This is a genomic window from Streptomyces silvisoli (assembly GCF_029269905.1).
Classification (GTDB): Bacteria; Actinomycetota; Actinomycetes; order Streptomycetales; family Streptomycetaceae; genus Streptantibioticus_A; species Streptantibioticus_A silvisoli_A.
Genome location: NZ_JARJBC010000011.1, coordinates 88,309 through 105,560, shown reverse-complemented (window position 1 = coordinate 105,560; position 17,252 = coordinate 88,309). Strand labels below are relative to the sequence as shown.

General features: G+C 70.0%; 15 protein-coding genes and 1 tRNA gene. 11 read left to right on the top strand and 5 right to left on the bottom strand.

The features are described from left to right. Positions 1-24: 24 nt before the first annotated feature. Entirely contained in the window at positions 25-411 is a 387-nt protein-coding gene (locus P3G67_RS19025) for a hypothetical protein (protein ID WP_276094506.1), read from the top strand. A gap of 4 nt (positions 412-415) precedes the next feature. Further along, positions 416-1,216 (top strand): hypothetical protein, encoded by an 801-nt coding sequence (locus tag P3G67_RS19020; protein ID WP_276094505.1) that lies wholly within the window; start codon positions 416-418, stop codon positions 1,214-1,216. Positions 1,217-1,392: 176 nt separating this feature from the next. On the opposite strand, the gene P3G67_RS19015 is transcribed toward P3G67_RS19020, so the two are convergent. Both P3G67_RS19015 and P3G67_RS19010 read right to left on the bottom strand, forming a co-directional pair. Further along, entirely contained in the window at positions 1,393-2,643 is a 1,251-nt protein-coding gene (locus P3G67_RS19015) for an SWIM zinc finger family protein (protein ID WP_276094504.1), read from the bottom strand. Further along, on the bottom strand, positions 2,640-5,528 hold the full coding sequence (locus P3G67_RS19010; protein WP_276094503.1) for a DEAD/DEAH box helicase: 2,889 nt from the start codon (positions 5,526-5,528) through the stop codon (positions 2,640-2,642). The genes P3G67_RS19015 and P3G67_RS19010 overlap by 4 nt, the downstream gene beginning before the upstream one ends. Positions 5,529-6,170: 642 nt before the next feature. On the opposite strand from P3G67_RS19010, the gene P3G67_RS19005 reads away from it, so the two are divergent. The 8 genes from P3G67_RS19005 (at position 6,171) to P3G67_RS18970 (ending at position 11,360) form a co-directional block, all read left to right on the top strand. Beyond that, complete coding sequence (locus P3G67_RS19005) at positions 6,171-6,896, top strand: SpdA protein (protein WP_275817468.1); 726 nt, start codon at positions 6,171-6,173, stop codon at positions 6,894-6,896. Continuing rightward, positions 6,855-6,939, top strand: a tRNA-Gly gene (locus P3G67_RS19000). The genes P3G67_RS19005 and P3G67_RS19000 overlap by 42 nt, the downstream gene beginning before the upstream one ends. A 288-nt stretch (positions 6,940-7,227) precedes the next feature. Beyond that, positions 7,228-7,365 (top strand): hypothetical protein, encoded by a 138-nt coding sequence (locus tag P3G67_RS18995; RefSeq protein ID WP_276094502.1) that lies wholly within the window; start codon positions 7,228-7,230, stop codon positions 7,363-7,365. A 247-nt stretch (positions 7,366-7,612) separates the two neighbouring features. Continuing rightward, positions 7,613-7,933 (top strand): rhodanese-like domain-containing protein, encoded by a 321-nt coding sequence (locus tag P3G67_RS18990; RefSeq protein ID WP_275817466.1) that lies wholly within the window; start codon positions 7,613-7,615, stop codon positions 7,931-7,933. A 115-nt stretch (positions 7,934-8,048) separates the two neighbouring features. Further along, positions 8,049-9,434 carry an MBL fold metallo-hydrolase gene (locus tag P3G67_RS18985; protein WP_276094501.1) on the top strand — a complete coding sequence of 462 codons (1,386 nt, stop codon included), beginning with the start codon at positions 8,049-8,051 and terminating at the stop codon, positions 9,432-9,434. Positions 9,435-9,580: 146 nt separating this feature from the next. Continuing rightward, positions 9,581-10,165 (top strand): rhodanese-like domain-containing protein, encoded by a 585-nt coding sequence (locus P3G67_RS18980; RefSeq protein ID WP_276094500.1) that lies wholly within the window; start codon positions 9,581-9,583, stop codon positions 10,163-10,165. Then, entirely contained in the window at positions 10,162-11,028 is an 867-nt protein-coding gene (locus P3G67_RS18975; RefSeq protein WP_276094499.1) for a sulfite exporter TauE/SafE family protein, read from the top strand. The genes P3G67_RS18980 and P3G67_RS18975 overlap by 4 nt, the downstream gene beginning before the upstream one ends. A gap of 83 nt (positions 11,029-11,111) precedes the next feature. After that, complete coding sequence (locus P3G67_RS18970) at positions 11,112-11,360, top strand: metal-sensitive transcriptional regulator (RefSeq protein ID WP_275817510.1); 249 nt, start codon at positions 11,112-11,114, stop codon at positions 11,358-11,360. A 488-nt stretch (positions 11,361-11,848) separates the two neighbouring features. Here P3G67_RS18970 and P3G67_RS18965 read toward each other — a convergent pair whose 3' ends face one another. Together P3G67_RS18965 and P3G67_RS18960 are read right to left on the bottom strand one after the other, a co-directional pair. Further along, positions 11,849-12,898: a beta family protein gene (locus P3G67_RS18965; RefSeq protein ID WP_276094498.1), complete on the bottom strand. Its 1,050-nt coding sequence runs from the start codon at positions 12,896-12,898 to the stop codon at positions 11,849-11,851. Positions 12,899-13,044: 146 nt separating this feature from the next. After that, positions 13,045-16,245 carry an AAA domain-containing protein gene (locus P3G67_RS18960; protein ID WP_276094497.1) on the bottom strand — a complete coding sequence of 1,067 codons (3,201 nt, stop codon included), beginning with the start codon at positions 16,243-16,245 and terminating at the stop codon, positions 13,045-13,047. Between the two features lie 347 nt (positions 16,246-16,592). Between P3G67_RS18960 and P3G67_RS18955 the strand changes: the two genes are divergently transcribed. After that, positions 16,593-16,814, top strand: a complete 222-nt coding sequence (locus P3G67_RS18955) for a hypothetical protein (RefSeq protein WP_276094496.1) — start codon at positions 16,593-16,595, stop codon at positions 16,812-16,814. Positions 16,815-16,850: 36 nt separating this feature from the next. Here P3G67_RS18955 and P3G67_RS18950 read toward each other — a convergent pair whose 3' ends face one another. Continuing rightward, positions 16,851-17,231, bottom strand: coding sequence for a winged helix-turn-helix transcriptional regulator (locus tag P3G67_RS18950; RefSeq protein WP_276094495.1), 381 nt, complete (start codon positions 17,229-17,231; stop codon positions 16,851-16,853). Positions 17,232-17,252: the final 21 nt, after the last annotated feature.

Here is a 17,252-nt window from a genome sequence, read left to right as displayed (position 1 = left end):
CTCCGGACTTTCAGGGAGTCTGCGGTGGGGGACGGGGCGAAGGCGCACAGGGTGTACGAGGACGCCGTCGAGTACCTCTGCCGCAACATCGACGCGTTACGCGAACTGATCGGCCCGGAACTGTGGGAGCCGTCCTTCGCGGTCGTCCGGGACGGTGACCCCTGCGCCGGTGAATGGCGGGACGCCGTCCGCGAGTTGCACGACGCGGCCGAGGCGGCCGGGATCCCCGGCGGGATCGGTCTGCGTACCACGATGGGCGCGGGCGGCTGGCCGTCCGGCCCACCGCCGCGGTCCGTCGGCTGGATCTGTCCCACGGGCCGCTGCGCCCGGGTTGACCTGCGCGAGGGAGCGGAGGCGCAGACGCCGGTGTGCGCTCTGGCCAGTCAGCCGATGCGACTGGTGGACGGCTGAGGCCGTGGGACTGCTCGTCGAACTCCAAAAGCGCATACCCGACGGATGGTTCCTGCGACGGTTGCTGCCCGCCGCTTTGTTCGTCGTGGTCGCGGCCGTGGGCGGCGGGCAGCTCGGCCAGCGCCACTGGGACGACCTCGGTCTCGCCCGCGAACGGATCGCCGGTGCGCTGCGGGTGAGCGGTGGCACCTCCACCCGTGCCGTCGCGTCGCTCGTGCTCTACGCGGTGGCGGTGGTGGCGGCCGCGTTCGCGGTACCGGTCGTCGCGCGGGCGATCGGTGCGCTGACATCGGGGGCCTGGCCCTGGTGGCTGATGCCACTGGGGCGGCGACTGACCGGGTGGCGCGAACGGTGCTGGACACATCCCGAGGACATCGGGAAGGAGGCGGTCCGGGCACGAGCCGCGGGGAGGACACTCCGCGCCGATCGGCTCGACGCTCGCCGCGCCCGTACCGCGTCGACCAGGCCCAGCTCCCCCACCTGGTCGGGAGACCGGCTCCGCGCCACCGAGGCACACGTCAAAGCGGGGACGGGACTCGACGTCGCGAGCGAGTGGCCCAAGCTGCTGCTGGTGGTGCCGGACACGTCCCGCACCGCCCTGAGCGACGCCCGCGACGCCTACGACGCGGCCTGCGAGGCGCTGGCGTGGAGCACCGCCCTCACCCTCCTCGGCACCTGCTGGTGGCCGGCGGCCCCGGCCGGGGTGCTGGTCGGGCTGCATTCCTGGCAGTCACTGCGGGGGGCGGTAGGGCGGTTGTGCAGGACCACAGAGGCGGTTTTCATGACGCAACACGGCGAGGGGTGAGGGCCGGGGAGTCGCTGTTCGCGTCAACCGGCCGGGGTCGGAAGGATGACGTCGGGCTGCGCGCCGCCTCCGTCCAGGTCACGCGGCATGTTCGCACTTGTGACGCCGGGTGGCGGTGCGGCCGCACCGCTGCGGACCACACCATCTGGCGGCGCCGGTTCCGGCGGCCTCAGGTGTCAACTGCCCGCGGGTTCCTGGCGTTTCTCCCAGGCCGCGGCGAGGGCAGCGACCGGGTCCGGGTCGGCTGCGGCGCACGGCCACCACTCGGTGTCCTCACGCTCGTACGGATGCCAGCGCATGTCCGGGCCGAGACGGAGTTGCAGTCCGGCTCCTTCCAGGGTGAGGCGGTTGCGCCACGCGCGCAGTCGCGGCTGGGCCTTGTTGTCATCCACGTCCTGTAGGGCCCGGGTCAGCGCGGTCCGGGCCGCGGCCATCGTTGCGGGGTCCGGGGTGAACGGCTTCTCGGCCGCGGTCACACCGGCGGGACCGCCGTTCCGCCAGGCCCTTGTGAGGCGGGCGAGTTCGGTTGGGCGGATGCCCGTCCCGGTCTGGATGTTGTGGAACCACTCGGCGTCCCTGTGGGCGGCGGCCAGGCGCAACGCGTCCTGGTGCTGGGTGAGTTCCAGGGATGTGGTGTCGCCGGCCAGCAGCCGGGCGGCGCGGGCGGCGGCGTCGGCGGCGAGGCGCCGCAGTCCGGTGGCGGTCAGGCCGGAGGCCCGGGGCGGCTCTGGCGGAAGGGCTGGTGTCCGGGTGGCGGTGAGGGCGGGCGGTTCGGGTAGTTCGGGTCGGTCCGCGGCCCAGCGGGCGTACGCGGCGGCCGCGGGCAGACCGGGCGGGGTGGACTGCGGGGCGGGTGGACCCGCGCCCGTGGTACGGCCCCTTCGGCGGCGGAGTTCCTCGAAAATTCTCTCCTTCGTACGGCCGCGCAGGGCGAACAGGACGAAGGGGTCGGCGTCGATGCTTGCGGCGATGGCGTAGCAGAGGGCGGCGGCGTGTTTGCAGGGGTAGCCCCAGTCCGGGCAGGAGCAGTGGGGATCGAGCTCGGTCGGCAGCGGCAGGAGGGGGACGCCGGCACTTCGGGCGTCGTCGACGAGGTCCTGCGGCATCTCGCCGTCGAGTAGTGCCGCGGTGTGCCCGGCGCGGGTGGCGATCACCTGAAGCAGGGTGTCCCACTGGCGATCGGTCAGCGTCGGTATGCGGACTGATGTGCGGTACGGGCGTGGCCTGCTGCCCTGGACGGGGGCTGTGACGATGCCGGGCGAGACGGTGACCTCGCCGACCATGCCCTGGCGGGCGTAGGTGCGACCGCGGGAAAGCCGCCCGGAGTCGAGGGAGGAGTCCTCCAGCGCGGTGACCCAGGCGTGGCCCCACCATGTGGCCGCGAAGGCCCGCTTGCCGCGGGTGGGGGAGCGGCGGGCGGGGCTCATGAGTGCCTGCGCAGGGCGACGAGTTCGGCGAGTTCGTCGTCGCCGAGTTCGGTGAGCGCGGCTTCACCGGAGCCGACCACGGCCTCCGCGAGCGCTCGTTTTCCTTCGACGAGCCGTGCCACCCTGTCCTCCACGGTGCCCTCGGTGACGAGCCGGTGGACCTGTACGGGGCGGTCCTGGCCGATGCGGTAGGCGCGGTCGGTGGCCTGGTCCTCGACGGCCGGGTTCCACCAGCGGTCGTAGTGCACGACATGAGTGGCGCGGGTGAGGTTGAGGCCCGTGCCCGCGGCTTTGAGTGAAAGCAGGAAGACCGGGGCCGTGCCTGCCTGGAAGGCGGCGACCATCTCCTCGCGGCGGGCGACTGGCGTGCCGCCGTGCAGCAGGAGCGGCGCCATGCCCTGGTCGGCCAGGTGGCGTTCGATGAGCCGGGCCATGCTGACGTACTGGGTGAACACCAGGACGGACTCGCCTTCCGCGGTGATGGTCTCCAGGAGTTCGTCGAGCAGTTCGAGCTTGCCGGAGCGGCCGGTCAGCGGGCTGGACTGGCGCAGGTACTGGGCGGGGTGGTTGCAGATCTGCTTGAGGCCGGTGAGGAGTTTGAGTACGAGCCCGCGCCGGGCGATGCCTTCACTGTCGCGGATACGGTCCATGGTCTCGCGGACCACGGCCTGGTACAGGGTGGCCTGTTCGGTCGTCAGGGGCACGACCCGGTCGGTCTCGGTCTTCGGCGGCAGTTCGGGCGCGATACCGGGATCGGACTTCTTGCGGCGCAGCAGGAAGGGGCGTACCAGGCGGTTGAGGCGTATCGCGGCCGCGGCGCCCTCGCCGTCGGCTGCGCCGGATTCGACGGCGCGGGCGTGGCGTTCACGGAAGGCGGCGAGTGTGCCGAGCAGCCCTGGGGTGGTCCAGTCGAGGATGGCCCACAGCTCGGAGAGGTTGTTCTCGACGGGAGTGCCGGTCAGCGCCACGCGTGCTCTGCCGCGCAGGGCGCGCAGCGCGCGGGCGGTGGCGCTGTACGGGTTCTTGGCGTGCTGGGCCTCGTCGGCGGCGACCAGGCCCCAGACGACCTCGGCGAGACGTTCCCGGTCGCGGCGCAGCACACCGTAGGTCACGAGGACGATCTCGTCGGCGGCAAGGTCGTCGAGGTGCCGCTCGCCGCCGTGGAAGCGGCGTACCGGAGTGCCGGGCGCGAACTTCTGTGCTTCGCGCTCCCAGTTGCCGAGCAGCGAGGTGGGGCAGACCACCAACGTAGGCCCGACGGTGCCGGGGTCGCCCTGGCGGTGCAGGTGGAGGGCGATCAGGGTGATGGTCTTGCCCAGGCCCATGTCGTCAGCGAGGCAACCGCCGAGGCCCAGTTCGCACATGTCGGCCAGCCAGGCCAGTCCACGGCGCTGGTAGTCGCGCAGAGTGGCCCTGAGAGCGGCGGGCTGCTCCATCTTCTCGCGGGCTTGCGGGTCGCGGATACGGTCGGTGAGTTCGGCCAGTGCGCCGACGGCCTGGCACGCGACGAACTCGCCGTCGACCAGGGCCTCGCCGGTGAGGGCTGCGGTGAGGGCCTCCGTGGGACTGAGCGGTTCCATACGGCGGCGCTTGGCACGGGCGACGAGCTTGGGGTCGGCGATCACCCACCGGTCGCGCAACCGGATCAGCGGCCGGCGTGAGTCGGCGAGGGCGTCCAACTCGGCCTCGGTGAGCGGTTCACCGCCGAGCGAGATCTGCCAGCGGAACTCGAGCAGGCTGTCGGTGTCGAGCAGAGCGGGGGCGGCAGAGCGCGGGGCACTGGCCTGTCCGACCTCGGCGCGGGAGGTGAGGGCCTTGACGAGTTCTCGAGGCCAGTGGACACCGATGCCCGCGCTGCTCAGCGTGCCGGTGGCGTCGCCGAACAGCTCAAGTGCTTCGTCGTCGGTGAGCAGCAGCTGGTCAGGCGCGGCCTCCCGCAGCAGCCGCCCGAGCGGTTCCCAGGCGCGGGAGCCGCGGCGCAGTGCCAGAAGCGTCTCGGCCTCGGCGCGCGCCCCGAGTAGACGCTGTACGGATTCCGGGTCGGCCCACAGGTCCGCGGCCTCGACCACCAGGGACGGGTCGTCGGCGGTGTGCAGTTGGACGACGGCGCGGAACTGTGTGCGCCCGCCTTCCGGGGGCTCCACCCGCAGGCTCACGGCGACCTTGGCGGACAGCCCGGCGTCGGTCTCCTCGGCCCATTCGCGCAGGGCGGGCACCGGCCGCACGGCTCGCCAGGCGTACGGGAGATCGCCGAAGGCGAGCGGGGCTGCCGGGGGGCGCACCAGAGTGTCGGCGACGGCGTCGATGAAGTCGCGGATGAGCGGCCCGGGTTCGGCGATCCGGACCGGTGACGTACCAGGCAGTGGCAGGCAGTGGGCGTACGGCGGGAACGCCGCGGCCAGCGCGCTGACGGCCTGCCGATTCTCCGTGTCGTACGGTCCCACCCGCCACGCGTCGTAACTCTGCTCGCTGAGCGCCGGATACAGCCTGCCCTGGGCGATCAGACGCAGGGCGAGGCGGGCGGCGGCGGCCCAGGCGACCGCGGAAGGATGTGTCGGCCCACCGCGAACCAGCGCGGCCAGGGCCTGGGCGGGCGGTACGGCATACCCGGTGACGGCGCGGCGGCGCACTCCGCGCCCGTGCGGAAGGACCAGTTCCAGCTCTGTCGTCTCTGTACCGGCCGGGGGCGCTGAAGGCGCTTGGTACGTGGCGTCCTTGGGCTGCCACAGCACCATCCGCCCGGTACGGTCCGGTTCCCCCGGCACGAACACCGCGGCCCAGCCGCCGCGCAGCAGGCCGCTGACCCAGGCCGTGGACTCCCGGGAGGCGAGTGGGTCGGCCCCATGCCCTTTCGGGCCCGGAACGCTGACGGTGACCCGAGCCATCCCGTCACCTCCTCCCGCACGCCGGTGATCCCCGTCCCGACGACCGCTACGACTCACGGCAAGCACATCACAGCGTGTGAACCGGCCACAAACCCCTCCCCTGGGGCTCACCCGGCAGCGGTACGCTGCCGACAGACACCGCAGCCGCGGGCGCGGGCGCGGGCAGGTCGGCCCTGGATCTCGCGGTGGCGCGAGGGGACGGCGGCTCTCCGCCCGGCGCGTACTGGACCGTGCACGGCGCGACCACCAGCGTGTAGACCACCGCGCCGTGATCCGCGTCGGAAGGCTGTCGGGAAACGGCGCTTCCTCCGCGCCGTCGCACTCATGGGGCCCGGGCTACCCACCACACCTTGGCCGAGGTTCTCGCCCTCCGCGCGAATCGACTTGTGGCTTGAGCGGCCCGGCTGACGACATCCACGTAATCGCAGGGCAAGGGGCTTCGTGGGAGGACCAGTGGGGGATGCTGTGAGTGCCCCCGGCGGGACTACACGCAGAAGGATGCAGGGCTGACCAGCAGTTTCCTCCTGGACAACTCATCGTGGAGGGACAGTTCCGCCCCACGACGAAGGACGGGGCCCTGTGATGGCGGGTGTGAGGAGGCCGCCGACTACTGCTTGTGACGTTGGCGCTGACGTCGAGCAGGTGACCACTCTCCGCGTGGTCACGGCGATCATGGGTGCGGTTGTCGGGCTCACGTTTTTGTTCGGGTTCGGGAACGTGTGGCTGTTGGCGCTGCGGTTGGGGGTGCCCACTGTGGTCGCTCCGTTGGTGGCCCCAGCCGTGGACCTGTCGGTTCTGGGACTGTTGCTGGGAACGCGATACTTGGCGCTGCACGGAGCGAGTCGCGAGCAACTGCGCCCTGCGCGGCGACTCCTGGTCTTCTCCAGCGTGATGACGCTGGCGCTGAACGTGGCGGATCCGGTGATCACCGACCAGGTGGGTAAGGCCGCGTTCGATGCGGTTGGGCCGCTGCTGCTGATCGGATGGGCTGAGGTAGGCCCCGGCTTGCTGCAAGCCATCAATGGAGTCCACGCGGCGGCGCCGATTCCGCTCACCTCTCCAGCCGTTGAGCAGGACCGGGCCAACAAGGCGCCGAGCCCGGCCGAAGCGAGCGACCCGAACGCCGAGGACTCCAACTCGCCTCCTCAACAAGCCTGTGAGCCGCTCGACGGGGAACGTTCCCTGGAAGATGATCTCCTTGACTCGGCCCGTCGAGAAGACGCATGGCACTGGGAGACGCACAAGCGCCCCATCTCGGCCGAGACGCTGCGCAAGCGACTCCACGTCGGGGCTGCCAGATCCCGGATGTTGGTGGCCATGATGCGCGCGGACAGCAGTTCTCGCCGATCGAACTCAGGTGGAGCATGAGCTTCCCAAGCTCAGAGCGCGAGTTCGATTCTCGTCGCCCGCTCTTGATGAAAGGCCCAGGTCAGCGACCTGGGCCTTTTTCGTTACCCAGACCAGTTTGGGGCACCGCACCACTCGCGCACCACAAGAGGCGTTCGGCGGGCCGAAGTTGAGCAGTGCGGGCCCCGCAGTCCGGGAACAGCGTCGCGGCGGTCTCGAACACCGAGATCGCATTGCGTGACCTGCGCCACGCCGTAAGCGGCGTCCTCCTCGACTCGGCGACGTCGCCCATCCCGCCTGGCGGGACCGCACGGTCGGCGTCTACCAGCTGTGGCGCGACGGCGGCTTCGCAGTGGGAGCCGCCCTGCTCGTCGAAGCCTTCGCCGACGCCTACGGCCTGACGACCGCGATCTGGGCCGTCACTGCCCTCATCGCCGCCTCCGGTCTCGTCGTCGCTCTGCGCATGTACGAGAACCGCCTGCGGGAGTGAGCCGAGTTCGGAACGGCTGCGGGCCGGCCTTGGGGGGGCCGGACGACGAAACGTAGTCGGCGCTCGTGGTGCCCGCCGGCGAGGTCGACCGCGCCGCAGTGGTGCACAGCGGGCGGTTCCATGGCCTCCAATCCGAACCGCTCACCGCCCCACAGAGATACCCCGGGGGGTATTTGACGGCAGCGGCTCTGAGGCGTTACGTTCGAAAACAAGATACCCGGGGGGGGTATATGGAAGGAGGAATGGCGTGACCCGTGAAATCGACCTCGACACCTTCGCCGGGTCCTGGGCCGAGGGCGGCTTCGTCCTCCTGGACGTGCACGAGCCGGATGAGTACCGCGCGGGACACGTGCCCGGCGCACTGCTCGTGCCGCTCGCGAAGCTGCCCGCCTGGGGCGACGCCCCCACGGATCGGCCGGCATATGCGATCTGCGCGAGCGGTATCCCCAGCCTGGGGGCCGCCGACTGGATGTGCGCCCGCGGCATCGACGAGCGCTCAGTCAACGGCGGCGCCCGCGGCTGGGCCCAGGCCGGACACCCCCTCGCCACCGTCCCGCATCCGCGCTGACCTACCCGAAGCCGCGGCCTGTCACCGACCGGCCATGGCCCCACCCTGCCCGTTTTAATACCCCACCGGGTATATCGAGCCCGGTGTAGATCCTGGATCGGAAAGGTTGTTCCCCGTGTTCTTCGCCCAGTACTACCTCGACTGCCTCTCCCAGGCGTCGTACATGATCGCCGACGAGTCCACCGGCAAGGCGGTGGTCGTCGACCCGCGCCGGGACATCTCCGAGTACCTGTCCGACGCCCAGGCACACGGCTTCACCGTCGAGGCCGTCATCAACACCCACTTCCACGCCGACTTCATCGCAGGCCACCTGGAGATGGCCGCCCGCACCGGCGCTTGGATCGGCTACGGGCAGCGCGCCGAGACCGAGTACCCGATCCGCAAGCTCGCCGACGGCGAGCGGATCAGCCTCGGCGACGTCACCCTGCAGATCATGGAGACCCCCGGCCACACCCCGGAGTCGATCAGCGTCCTGGTCTACGAACACGCCGTCGACGAGGTCCCCTACGGAGTGCTGACCGGAGACGCGCTGTTCATCGGCGATGTCGGCCGTCCCGACCTGCTCGCCTCGGTGGGCGTCACCGCCGAGGAACTCGGCCGGATGCTCCACCACAGCGTGCAGCACAAGCTGATGGGCCTGCCCGACGAGGTGCGGGTCTTCCCCGCCCACGGCGCCGGCTCGGCCTGCGGCAAGAACCTCTCCACCGAGAAGCAGTCCACCATCGGCGCCCAGCGCGCCACCAACTACGCCTGCCGGCCGATGAGCGAGGACGAGTTCGCCGCCGTCGTCACCGCCGGACAGTCCGCCGCACCCGGCTACTTCGCCTACGACGCCACCCTCAACCGCCAGGAGCGCGACCTGTTCGACCCGGCTGCCGCGCCCCGGCCGCTGTCGGTGGAAGAGTTCCGCACCGAGCGCGCGGCCGGAGCGGTGGTGGTCGATGCCCGCAACCCGCAGGAGTTCGGCACCGGCCATGTGCGCGGCGCGATCAACATCCCCGCCGACGGTCGCTTCGCCGAGCAGGCCGGCACCGTCCTGACCCCCGACAGCCGCATCCTGGTCATCGCGCCGCAGAACCGCGAGGGAGAGATCACCACCCGCCTCGCCCGCATCGGCTTCGACCACGTGGCCGGCTACCTGCGCAGCCCCGACGACGCCCTCGCGGCGATGCCCGACGAGGTCGCCCCGGCCAGCCGCCTGACCGCCGACCAGCTGCGCACCGCCCTCGCCGGTGACCAGCCGCCGGTGGTCCTGGACGTCCGCAACTGCTCCGAGCGCACGGGCGGCTCCATCGACGGCTCACTGCACATCGCACTGGGCGAACTGCCCCACCGCCTGGACGAGATCCCTGCCGGCCGCCCCCTGGTACTGCACTGCGCCGGCGGACACCGCTCCTCCATCGCCGCCAGCCTGCTGCGCCACCACGGCTTCGAGGACGTCTCCGACGTACTCGGCGGCTACGGCGCCTGGGCGCTGCTCACCGAACCCGCCGCCACCTGACCGCACCCCTCGGGCGCCGGGATCCGGCGCGGAGGCCGACCGTCATCAGCCCTCCGCACCACCGGACACCCATCCCCCGCCACATCCTGGTCCATACCCGGGCGGGTATCCCGCCCGGCCCTTGCAGAACCGACAACGGAGTCCCCATGACCACCCCCACCCGCACCCCCGCCAGACTCGACGTCGCCGCCCTGAGGGAACTCACCAAGGACGGCAGCGGCCCGCGCCTGCTGGACGTGCGTACTCCCGGCGAGTTCCACACCGTCCACATCCCCGGCGCCTACAACGTGCCCCTGGACACGCTGCGCGAGCACCGCGCAGAGCTGCGCCACCACCTCGACGAGGACACCGTCCTGATATGCCGCTCCGGCGCCCGCGCCGCCCAGGCCGAGCAGGCACTCGCCGACGCCGGACTGCCCAACCTGCGCGTCCTGGACGGCGGCATGGTTGCCTGGGAGGCGACCGGCGGCCCGGTGACCCGCGGGTCGGCCCGCTGGGAACTGGAACGCCAGGTCCGGCTGATCGCCGGTTCGATCGTGCTCGTCTCCGGGCTGATCGGCCTCGCGGTGCCCGGCGTTGGTCTGGTCGCCACTGCGGTCGGAGCCGGCCTCACCTTCGCCGCGGTCACCAACACCTGCGCCATGGGCATGCTGCTCGCCAAGCTGCCCTACAACCGCGGCCCGCGCACCGACATCGGCTCGGTGATCGCCGCCCTCAGGAGCCGGCCGTGACCGCTCTCGCCATCGCAGCCTCGCTGCTGATCGGGGTCCTCCTCGGGATCCTGGGCGGTGGCGGGTCCATGCTCACCGTCCCGATCCTGGTCTACCTGGCCGGCCAGGACACCAAGCAGGCGATCACCACCTCGCTGTTCGTCGTCGGCGTCACCAGTCTCGCGGGCCTGGTCTCCCATGCCCGCGCGGGCCGGGTGCGCTGGCGCACCGGGACGCTCTTCGGCCTGGCGGGCATGGCCGGCGCCTACGCGGGCGGACGGCTGGCCGCCTACATCCCGGACACCGTGCTGCTGGTCGCGTTCGCGCTGATGATGCTCGCCACGGCGGCCGCGATGCTCCGCGGCCCACGCAAGCCTCCCCGGCAGGCACACCGCGAACTCCCGCTCCACCGCCTGCTGTTGCAGGGCCTTGTCGTGGGCGTGGTCACCGGCGTCCTCGGCGCCGGTGGCGGCTTCCTCATCGTGCCCGCGCTGGCGCTGCTGGCCGGCCTGCCGATGGGCATCGCGGTCGGCACCTCGCTGCTGGTCATCGCCATGAACTCGTTCGCCGGACTGGCCGGACACTTCTCCGGCGCGCACCTCGACTGGAGCCTGGCCCTGGCCGTCACCGCGGCCGCCGTCCTCGGCAGCCTCATCGGCGGGCGCTTCGCCGGACGCATCCCCCAGCACACCCTGCGCGCCGGCTTCGGCTGGTTCGTCGTCGCCATGGGCCTCTTCGTCCTCAGCCGGCAGACCGGCCCCTTTGTCCTGGCCGCGGTCCCCGCGATCGGGGCAGGGCTGCTGCTCCGGCGCAGGCGCGCCCACCGCGCCGAAAACCCGCCCGGGGCGGCGGCGCCCGCTCCGGAACCCGCCGGTCGCCACTGACCCGGCATATACCCACCGGGGTACCCTGAACAGCGCAGTCGACACCAGCCAGGAGGAGTCCAGTGAAGGTCGAAGAAGAAGCGATGAGCGCGGTCCTCAACCGGCTGCGCCGCGCCCAGGGACAGCTCAACGGCGTCATCGCCATGATCGAAGCCGGCCGCGACTGCAAGGACGTCGTCACCCAGCTCGCCGCCGTCTCCCGGGCCCTCGACCGGGCCGGCTTCAAGATCGTGGCCAGCGGAATGCGCCAGTGCCTCACCGCCGAGCAACAGGCCGACGCCGCCCCGATGACCGAGGAGGAACTCGAAAAGCTCTTCCTCGCCCTCGCCTGACACATATCCCCAGGATGAGGCGAGGCAGCCGTTCGCGCACAGCGAGGCAGTTTCCGATGTTTGCACCTGCGGAGTCGTCCTCAGGGCGCAGCAAACGGTATGGCTGCTGACCTTGCGGGTGGCAGGAGGCAAACAAGCTCCTGACACCCGCCCGTCGCCGTGCCCCATCCGTGCCCTTCAAGGCGGTCAACAAAGGTCAGGAAGGGTCACAGGCGGCTCGCGAAATCGGGACTGAACCTTGGCGTAATCGCAGGTCAGACCCCATAAGCACCCCCGGGCGCCAGTGATTCCCAAGCTCAGAGCGCGGGTTCGATTCCCGTCACCCGCTCCATAAAGACACCCCAGGCCAGCTGGCCTGGGGCTTTTTGTCTAGACCAGCTGAGGGCACCGTGCCTCCCCGCGCTCCAACCGCAGAGCGGCTCTGGCGAGAAGGAGATGGGGACACAGTTTGGCGCGCCCACGAAGAGGGCAGCCCTGTCCTTTGCGGTTCACGGGCTGCCCATCGACCGCAATGCTTGAGTGATTACCGCCAAGTGGTGAGACGTCGCCCACGCGCGCCATTCACTGGGGCCACCGCCCTTCGGGCGTTCACGCCGGGCGCACCTCGCTATCTGCTCGTCGCCCCACGACACCGTCTCACCATGAGCGGGCCATCGGTCGGAGCACACCAACTCGCGACAGATCGCAAAGAAGCCGTCATTGCCGGGGTGCCGTCGAGATGCAACGTAGACGTCCCAGACTTCGCCGTTGGTGTAGCGAAGGTTGGGGATGCTCCCTCGACCACCCATCGGCATCGCCGGATGACTGACGCCATAGTCACCGAAGTGCGGTGGCTTCCCCTCAGTACTTCGCGCGACCTTGTGCCACAGCGAGGCATCCCAGCGGTGCACGCGGTTGAGGCGCCCTCGTACCATGCGCGCCAAGGAACGAGGAAAGGCGCCGGACGCCACCACGATGTTGCGCCAGGGCACCGACTGAGCCCAGTTCAGCGCGTGCAGCATCGCGGGCAGCGCTTCGGCCACGGCCGCGTCTCCCGAGAGATAGCCGGCGTCGAGCAATAGATCCACTTGTTCCGGGACGAGCTTCACCGCCCGCAGGGCGTCGCGGCACGTACGAGAGATTGCTGATGCGTCGCTGGACAGTTCGAGGACGAGGAGCCGAAGGGTGGCTCCACGATGATGCGCACGATGCACATCACGCGTTTCCGCCAGCGCTCCAAGCGGATCGTGTGGGCGGAAGACAGGAATGAGCGGAAGCAGCCATGCCCCGAAGGCTTCGCTGAGCCAGTTCATCGGGTGGCCGGACCAAACCCCTCCGACCGGGCCAGTCCGCCAGAGGTCACTGCAGTCAACGGCGACATCCAACCCCGGTGGCAGTTGGTTCCAGGCGTGTTCGCGGAAGGTCTCCATGACGTCCCGTAGCAGTTGATCGTTCACGACTTCCAGGACCGGATGAACATCAGCCTGGACAGCGGGCGCCATCTCCCCTAACGCTCTGAACTCACCACGCTTGCCCTTCAAGATCGGCACATACGCCATCGCCGCCCCCAACGAGCCCTGCACGCCCCCGCCCGAGGAGGGCTCCCATGACCAGAATGACGCTCCACATTGGTGCCGAAAACCTTGAAATTCGGACGTGTAGCCAGAATGGAAGCGAGCCATTGCGAGGCTGCCCGGGGCGCGTCTCAACGCGTCCCGCTGAGCCGGATGTCACGGTTCCAGGCGTCGCTCCTGCCTGAGGGCCCCGCCTTGCAGACGGCGTCGTAGCAGCGCCAGAACCAGTTGCCGTTCTTGCGGCGCCGGACCTCGATGCTCGTGCCTCCGCATCTGCCGCACTTGGGCGGTCGGGAGAACACCTCGGCGTTCAGGTGCGCCATCAGCTTGCGAGCGAAATACGCACCGCGCATGGTCAGCATCACCTCCCGGGTCCAGCTCTGGGAGAGCGTGTTGAGGCTCCCGAGCATCACCGTTCGCTCGTCGATCACCACGACCTTCTGGTGCATGACGTTGATGGGAACGACCGTGTGCACCACGGCTCTCAGGTCCGCGATGAGGTCCTGATTCGCGGGCTTGCCCTGGATCTGGTCGGTGTCGTCACGGATGAAGACCGTGACCCGCACTCCGCTCCGCACCGCATCCCGCAACAGGGGAAGGATGCCGCGGACCCTGTTCGCCACCCACGGCGCCCACAGCCACAAGGATGCCCTGGCCGCACGGATCTGGTCCTCGAAGGTGCTGTAGAAGGCCAACTCGTCTTGGACGTCAGTGACTTCCACGTGCCGACTGAGCACCTCCGCGAGGGCGGAGCCGAACTCGCCGAGGTGGGGGCCGTGCGCCTGAGGCGGAGTGATCAGCTGTTTGGCCTGGAGGCGTCGTACCCCAGGTGTACCGACCATCGCGGCCAGATGGGCGAGCGCCGTACCGCGCTTCGCCCCTTCGATGCGCTGCCAGCTGCCGATGACGTACAGACGCGTCTGAACTCGGGTGACCGCGACGTTGAAAAGCCGGACTCCGTTGCGCTCCCACTCGTTGGCGTTCGGCTGACGGTGGGCGCGGGCCATCCACAGCTCGCGGCTGTCCGCTCCCTCCACCGTGTCGAAGATGACGACGGGGAACTCACGTCCCTGGAACCGGTGCGCCGTGCCGACCTCGGCCAGTGGCCTGCCTTCGGGCTCAACGTCCCGGAGGGCTTCAAGGGTGGCTTCGGTCTGCACCCCGTACGGCGTGACGATTCCAGCCTCCTCACCGCCCTCGCGGTGCAGTTCGACCAGTGCCCTGGAGATCAGCGAACCCGCCGCCCACCAGCCTTTGCGGCTGCCGGTCAGATGGGCTCGCGCCAGTTCGTGCAGCCCGTCGGTGTCGACGAGGACGATCTCGGGGTCGTTAGGCGGTCTCGGCGCCAGAACCTGGCTGCTGCCCTGCAGCACGCCTCCGTAGGCCAGTTCGTTGGCCAGCCGCATGACCGCTGGGCCGAACCGGTGCTGCTCGACCAGTGTGACGCAGGCCGGATGCCGCCCCGCGTCCTCCGGGTCCGTGATCCCGCAGTGCTGGAAGACATCGGGGAGTAGCCAGCGCTTGACGTCCGGCCGGTCGAGGTCCTTGAGCGCCTGCGGGATCACGGCCCCGAGCTGCATGAAGTCCCCAAGCAGCACGGCGGCGCGAGCTGCCTTCCCGGTGGCGAGGATCACCTCGGGCAGCGTTGCCGCCCCTGCCTCGTCGACCAGGACGACGTCGTAGGGGCCTTCGAAGACCGCCTTGTTCGTACGGAACCTGGCCAGTGTGGTGGCAACCAGCCTGGCGCTCTTGATGATCTCACCCTGAGCGTTGCGAGCGAGCCGCTCGTACTCCTCCTGGACCTGCTGGAACTGCTTCTCCAGGTCGCTGCGCCGTTTGCTGTCGGCCGTCGCGAGTGGCCGTAGCCGCTCCGCCTTCGCGTGAAGGGCTGGCCAGCCCCTCTGCTCCGCGTGCGCTGCAACGGCGTGCGCCTCCCGGGCACGCCGTGCCGCCTGTTCACGGCTCTCGGCCTCACGTCGTACCGCGGACACCTGGCGCTCGGCGGCTTCCTTGGCGGCTCGTGCCGATGCGAGCGCCGAATCGAGTTCGCTGATCTGCTCGCGTGTATAGGGGATGTCCGCGATCAGGTCCACCAACCGCGTTTCGAGCGTGGTGTAGTGGGCGTCGGCCGTGGAGCGAGCGCTTCTTGCTTCACCGCGTTCGAGGATTGCCTGTTGTTCAGCTTCGTACAGCCGCTGGCGGAGCCCTTCGATGCCCCCTCGCGCGCGCCATCTGGCCAGGGCGCCCTTGCCTTCCAACTCCTGTAACTGCTCTCGCAGCTCCAGGCATTGGCCTTCGCTGAGCAGAGCCGCTGCGTCCTTGCCCTCTGCCGCTTTGAGGACCTGGGTCTGTTGCTTCCGGATCCCGTCGGCCTCGTCCCACCGACGACGTGCAGGATCGGCGGCTGTGACACGCGAGCGCGCCTCGTGCACGGCTGTCTCCGCCTGCTGCAGGGCCTGTATTGCACCTGCCAACAGGGCGCTCCCGTCAGCCGCCCGCGCGGTGGTGGATTCCAGGTCTTGGCCGGGAATCCGCAGGAGCTTCAGCGCCGCGAAGTATGCATCGGGGTCGAAGCCGACGAGTTCCGTGCCCAGCGCTGCTAGTTCCGCGGTGCGGGCGCGGATCGCCACCAGTTCGCCCTCGATCCCGCGGCGCCGCGCTTCGACCTCCATGAGGCGTTCACGCACCATGGCCGGGAGGGACACCTCGGGGTTGTCGGCTACCTCCCTCAGTTGTGGGGGACCGACGCGGACGATGTCACCGGGGCGGTGCCGCTTCTCCTTGACTACTCCCAGCAGTGCGTTGTCGACGGCGATGTTGGTGGCAGAGACCAGCAGCACACGGTCACCAGCTGCGATGAGGTCGCCGATGGCGCGTTTGAGGACAGTGGTCTTGCCGGTGCCCGGCGGCCCCCACACCAACTGGACGCCCTTGCCGAGACATGCCCGGTAGGCATCGCCCTGAGCAGGGTGAAAGCCGGGCGGTACGGGCATCGCCGACGACTCGCCGCCAATCATCCCCGCGGCCAGCGCACTGGCCAGTGGGGCTTCGCCCAGCCCTGCGACACCGTCACGAAGCGCCTCGATCAGGAAGGTCGGCGGCTGCTTCAGCAGCCACAGATACGGGTCCGGGATGTCGGCGAACTCGGGGACCTTCATCGTGAGCAGTGAGCCGTTCTGAACGATCTCAGAAACGGAGAACCCGCTCGCCTGGATGCTGTCCGACTCCGGCCCCGCGAGTTTCAGGCCATCGAGCTGGTCAGGACCGATGTCGAAGCCGCGCAGGTCGACCGCGTAGCTACCAGGTCCACCCGAGCGGACCGCTCTCCCCAAGCGCTGCCAGCGCGCCGGCTTTCCCGCGCCCCCCTCGTTCGCGATCCATTCACCCAGCCCCGCAACGATCTCCTCACGCCATCCCAACTGCCCCCGCCCCCTGCCCGCAAACTGGTCGCTGGCTCGCACCCTACCCATCGGGCACCGTCTGGCATCCGCAGAGCGCTGTTCGGTACTGCGACCCCAGCCGCAGTTCACCGATTCCTGCCCAAGGCTCTTGGTACGAGCGCTAAAGTCCCCACCCGGGGACACCCAACAGACGGACAAGATCAGCCTGTAACGGCACTGGCATCGCTGCGGGCACGTCGTAGGTCGGCACGCCGTGAGAACGCGGGAGGGCGCGGGGGATGCAGGAGCGGCAGTGGATCACCGCCCGCCGGAGCGAACTGGATGCCCTCGCCGAGGAGTTGGCCAAGAAACTCCTGGAGGTCCAGGCCGAGCGGGATGAACTGGCGATCGCGGAGCGGGTGTTGAACCGCCTGGCCGAGCAGGCCCGGGCCGACGCCGGGGCTGTCGCTCCGGTAATCGAGAGCCTGCAGACCGAGCGCGGCCGGGCCGATACCGAGTAGCGGCCGAGAGGATACTCAGAACACCTAGCGGGGGCCTCAGTCGCTATGGGTGACCGGCTCGGGATCGGCGTCGATCGCATCGAGCACTGCGTCGCCGTTCGCCCTCGCCCACTCGGTCAGCATGTGGATCGGATCGATCAGCGTCGCCCCGAGCGGGGTGAGCTCGTACTCGACGCGGGGCGGCACCTCGGCGTAGGCGTGGCGGCGGACGAGTCCGTGTGCGTCGAGCCGTCGGAGCGTCTGGGTGAGCATCTTGCGGGAGATGCCGCCGATCAGCTCGATCAGCTCGCCATGGCGCACCGGGCCCTTGCTGAGGCCGTAGAGCACGACCACCGTCCACTTGTCGGCGATGAGCTCGACCGCCAGACGCGCCGGACAGTCCGCGAGAAAGGGATCACCGGGACCGAAACCGCTCATGGCGCCAAAGGTACCTGCTGG

Bases quoted from the DNA above. Each gene is read 5' to 3' on its own strand.
- P3G67_RS19015 (WP_276094504.1), bottom strand. From the start codon at position 2,643: ATGAGCCCCGCCCGCCGCTCCCCCACCCGCGGCAAGCGGGCCTTCGCG.
- P3G67_RS19010 (WP_276094503.1), bottom strand. From the start codon at position 5,528: ATGGCTCGGGTCACCGTCAGCGTTCCGGGCCCGAAAGGGCATGGGGCC.
- P3G67_RS18980 (WP_276094500.1), top strand. From the start codon at position 9,581: ATGACCACCCCCACCCGCACCCCCGCCAGACTCGACGTCGCCGCCCTG.
- P3G67_RS18970 (WP_275817510.1), top strand. From the start codon at position 11,112: ATGAGCGCGGTCCTCAACCGGCTGCGCCGCGCCCAGGGACAGCTCAAC.
- P3G67_RS18965 (WP_276094498.1), bottom strand. From the start codon at position 12,898: ATGGCGTATGTGCCGATCTTGAAGGGCAAGCGTGGTGAGTTCAGAGCG.
- P3G67_RS18955 (WP_276094496.1), top strand. From the start codon at position 16,593: ATGCAGGAGCGGCAGTGGATCACCGCCCGCCGGAGCGAACTGGATGCC.
- P3G67_RS18950 (WP_276094495.1), bottom strand. From the start codon at position 17,231: ATGAGCGGTTTCGGTCCCGGTGATCCCTTTCTCGCGGACTGTCCGGCG.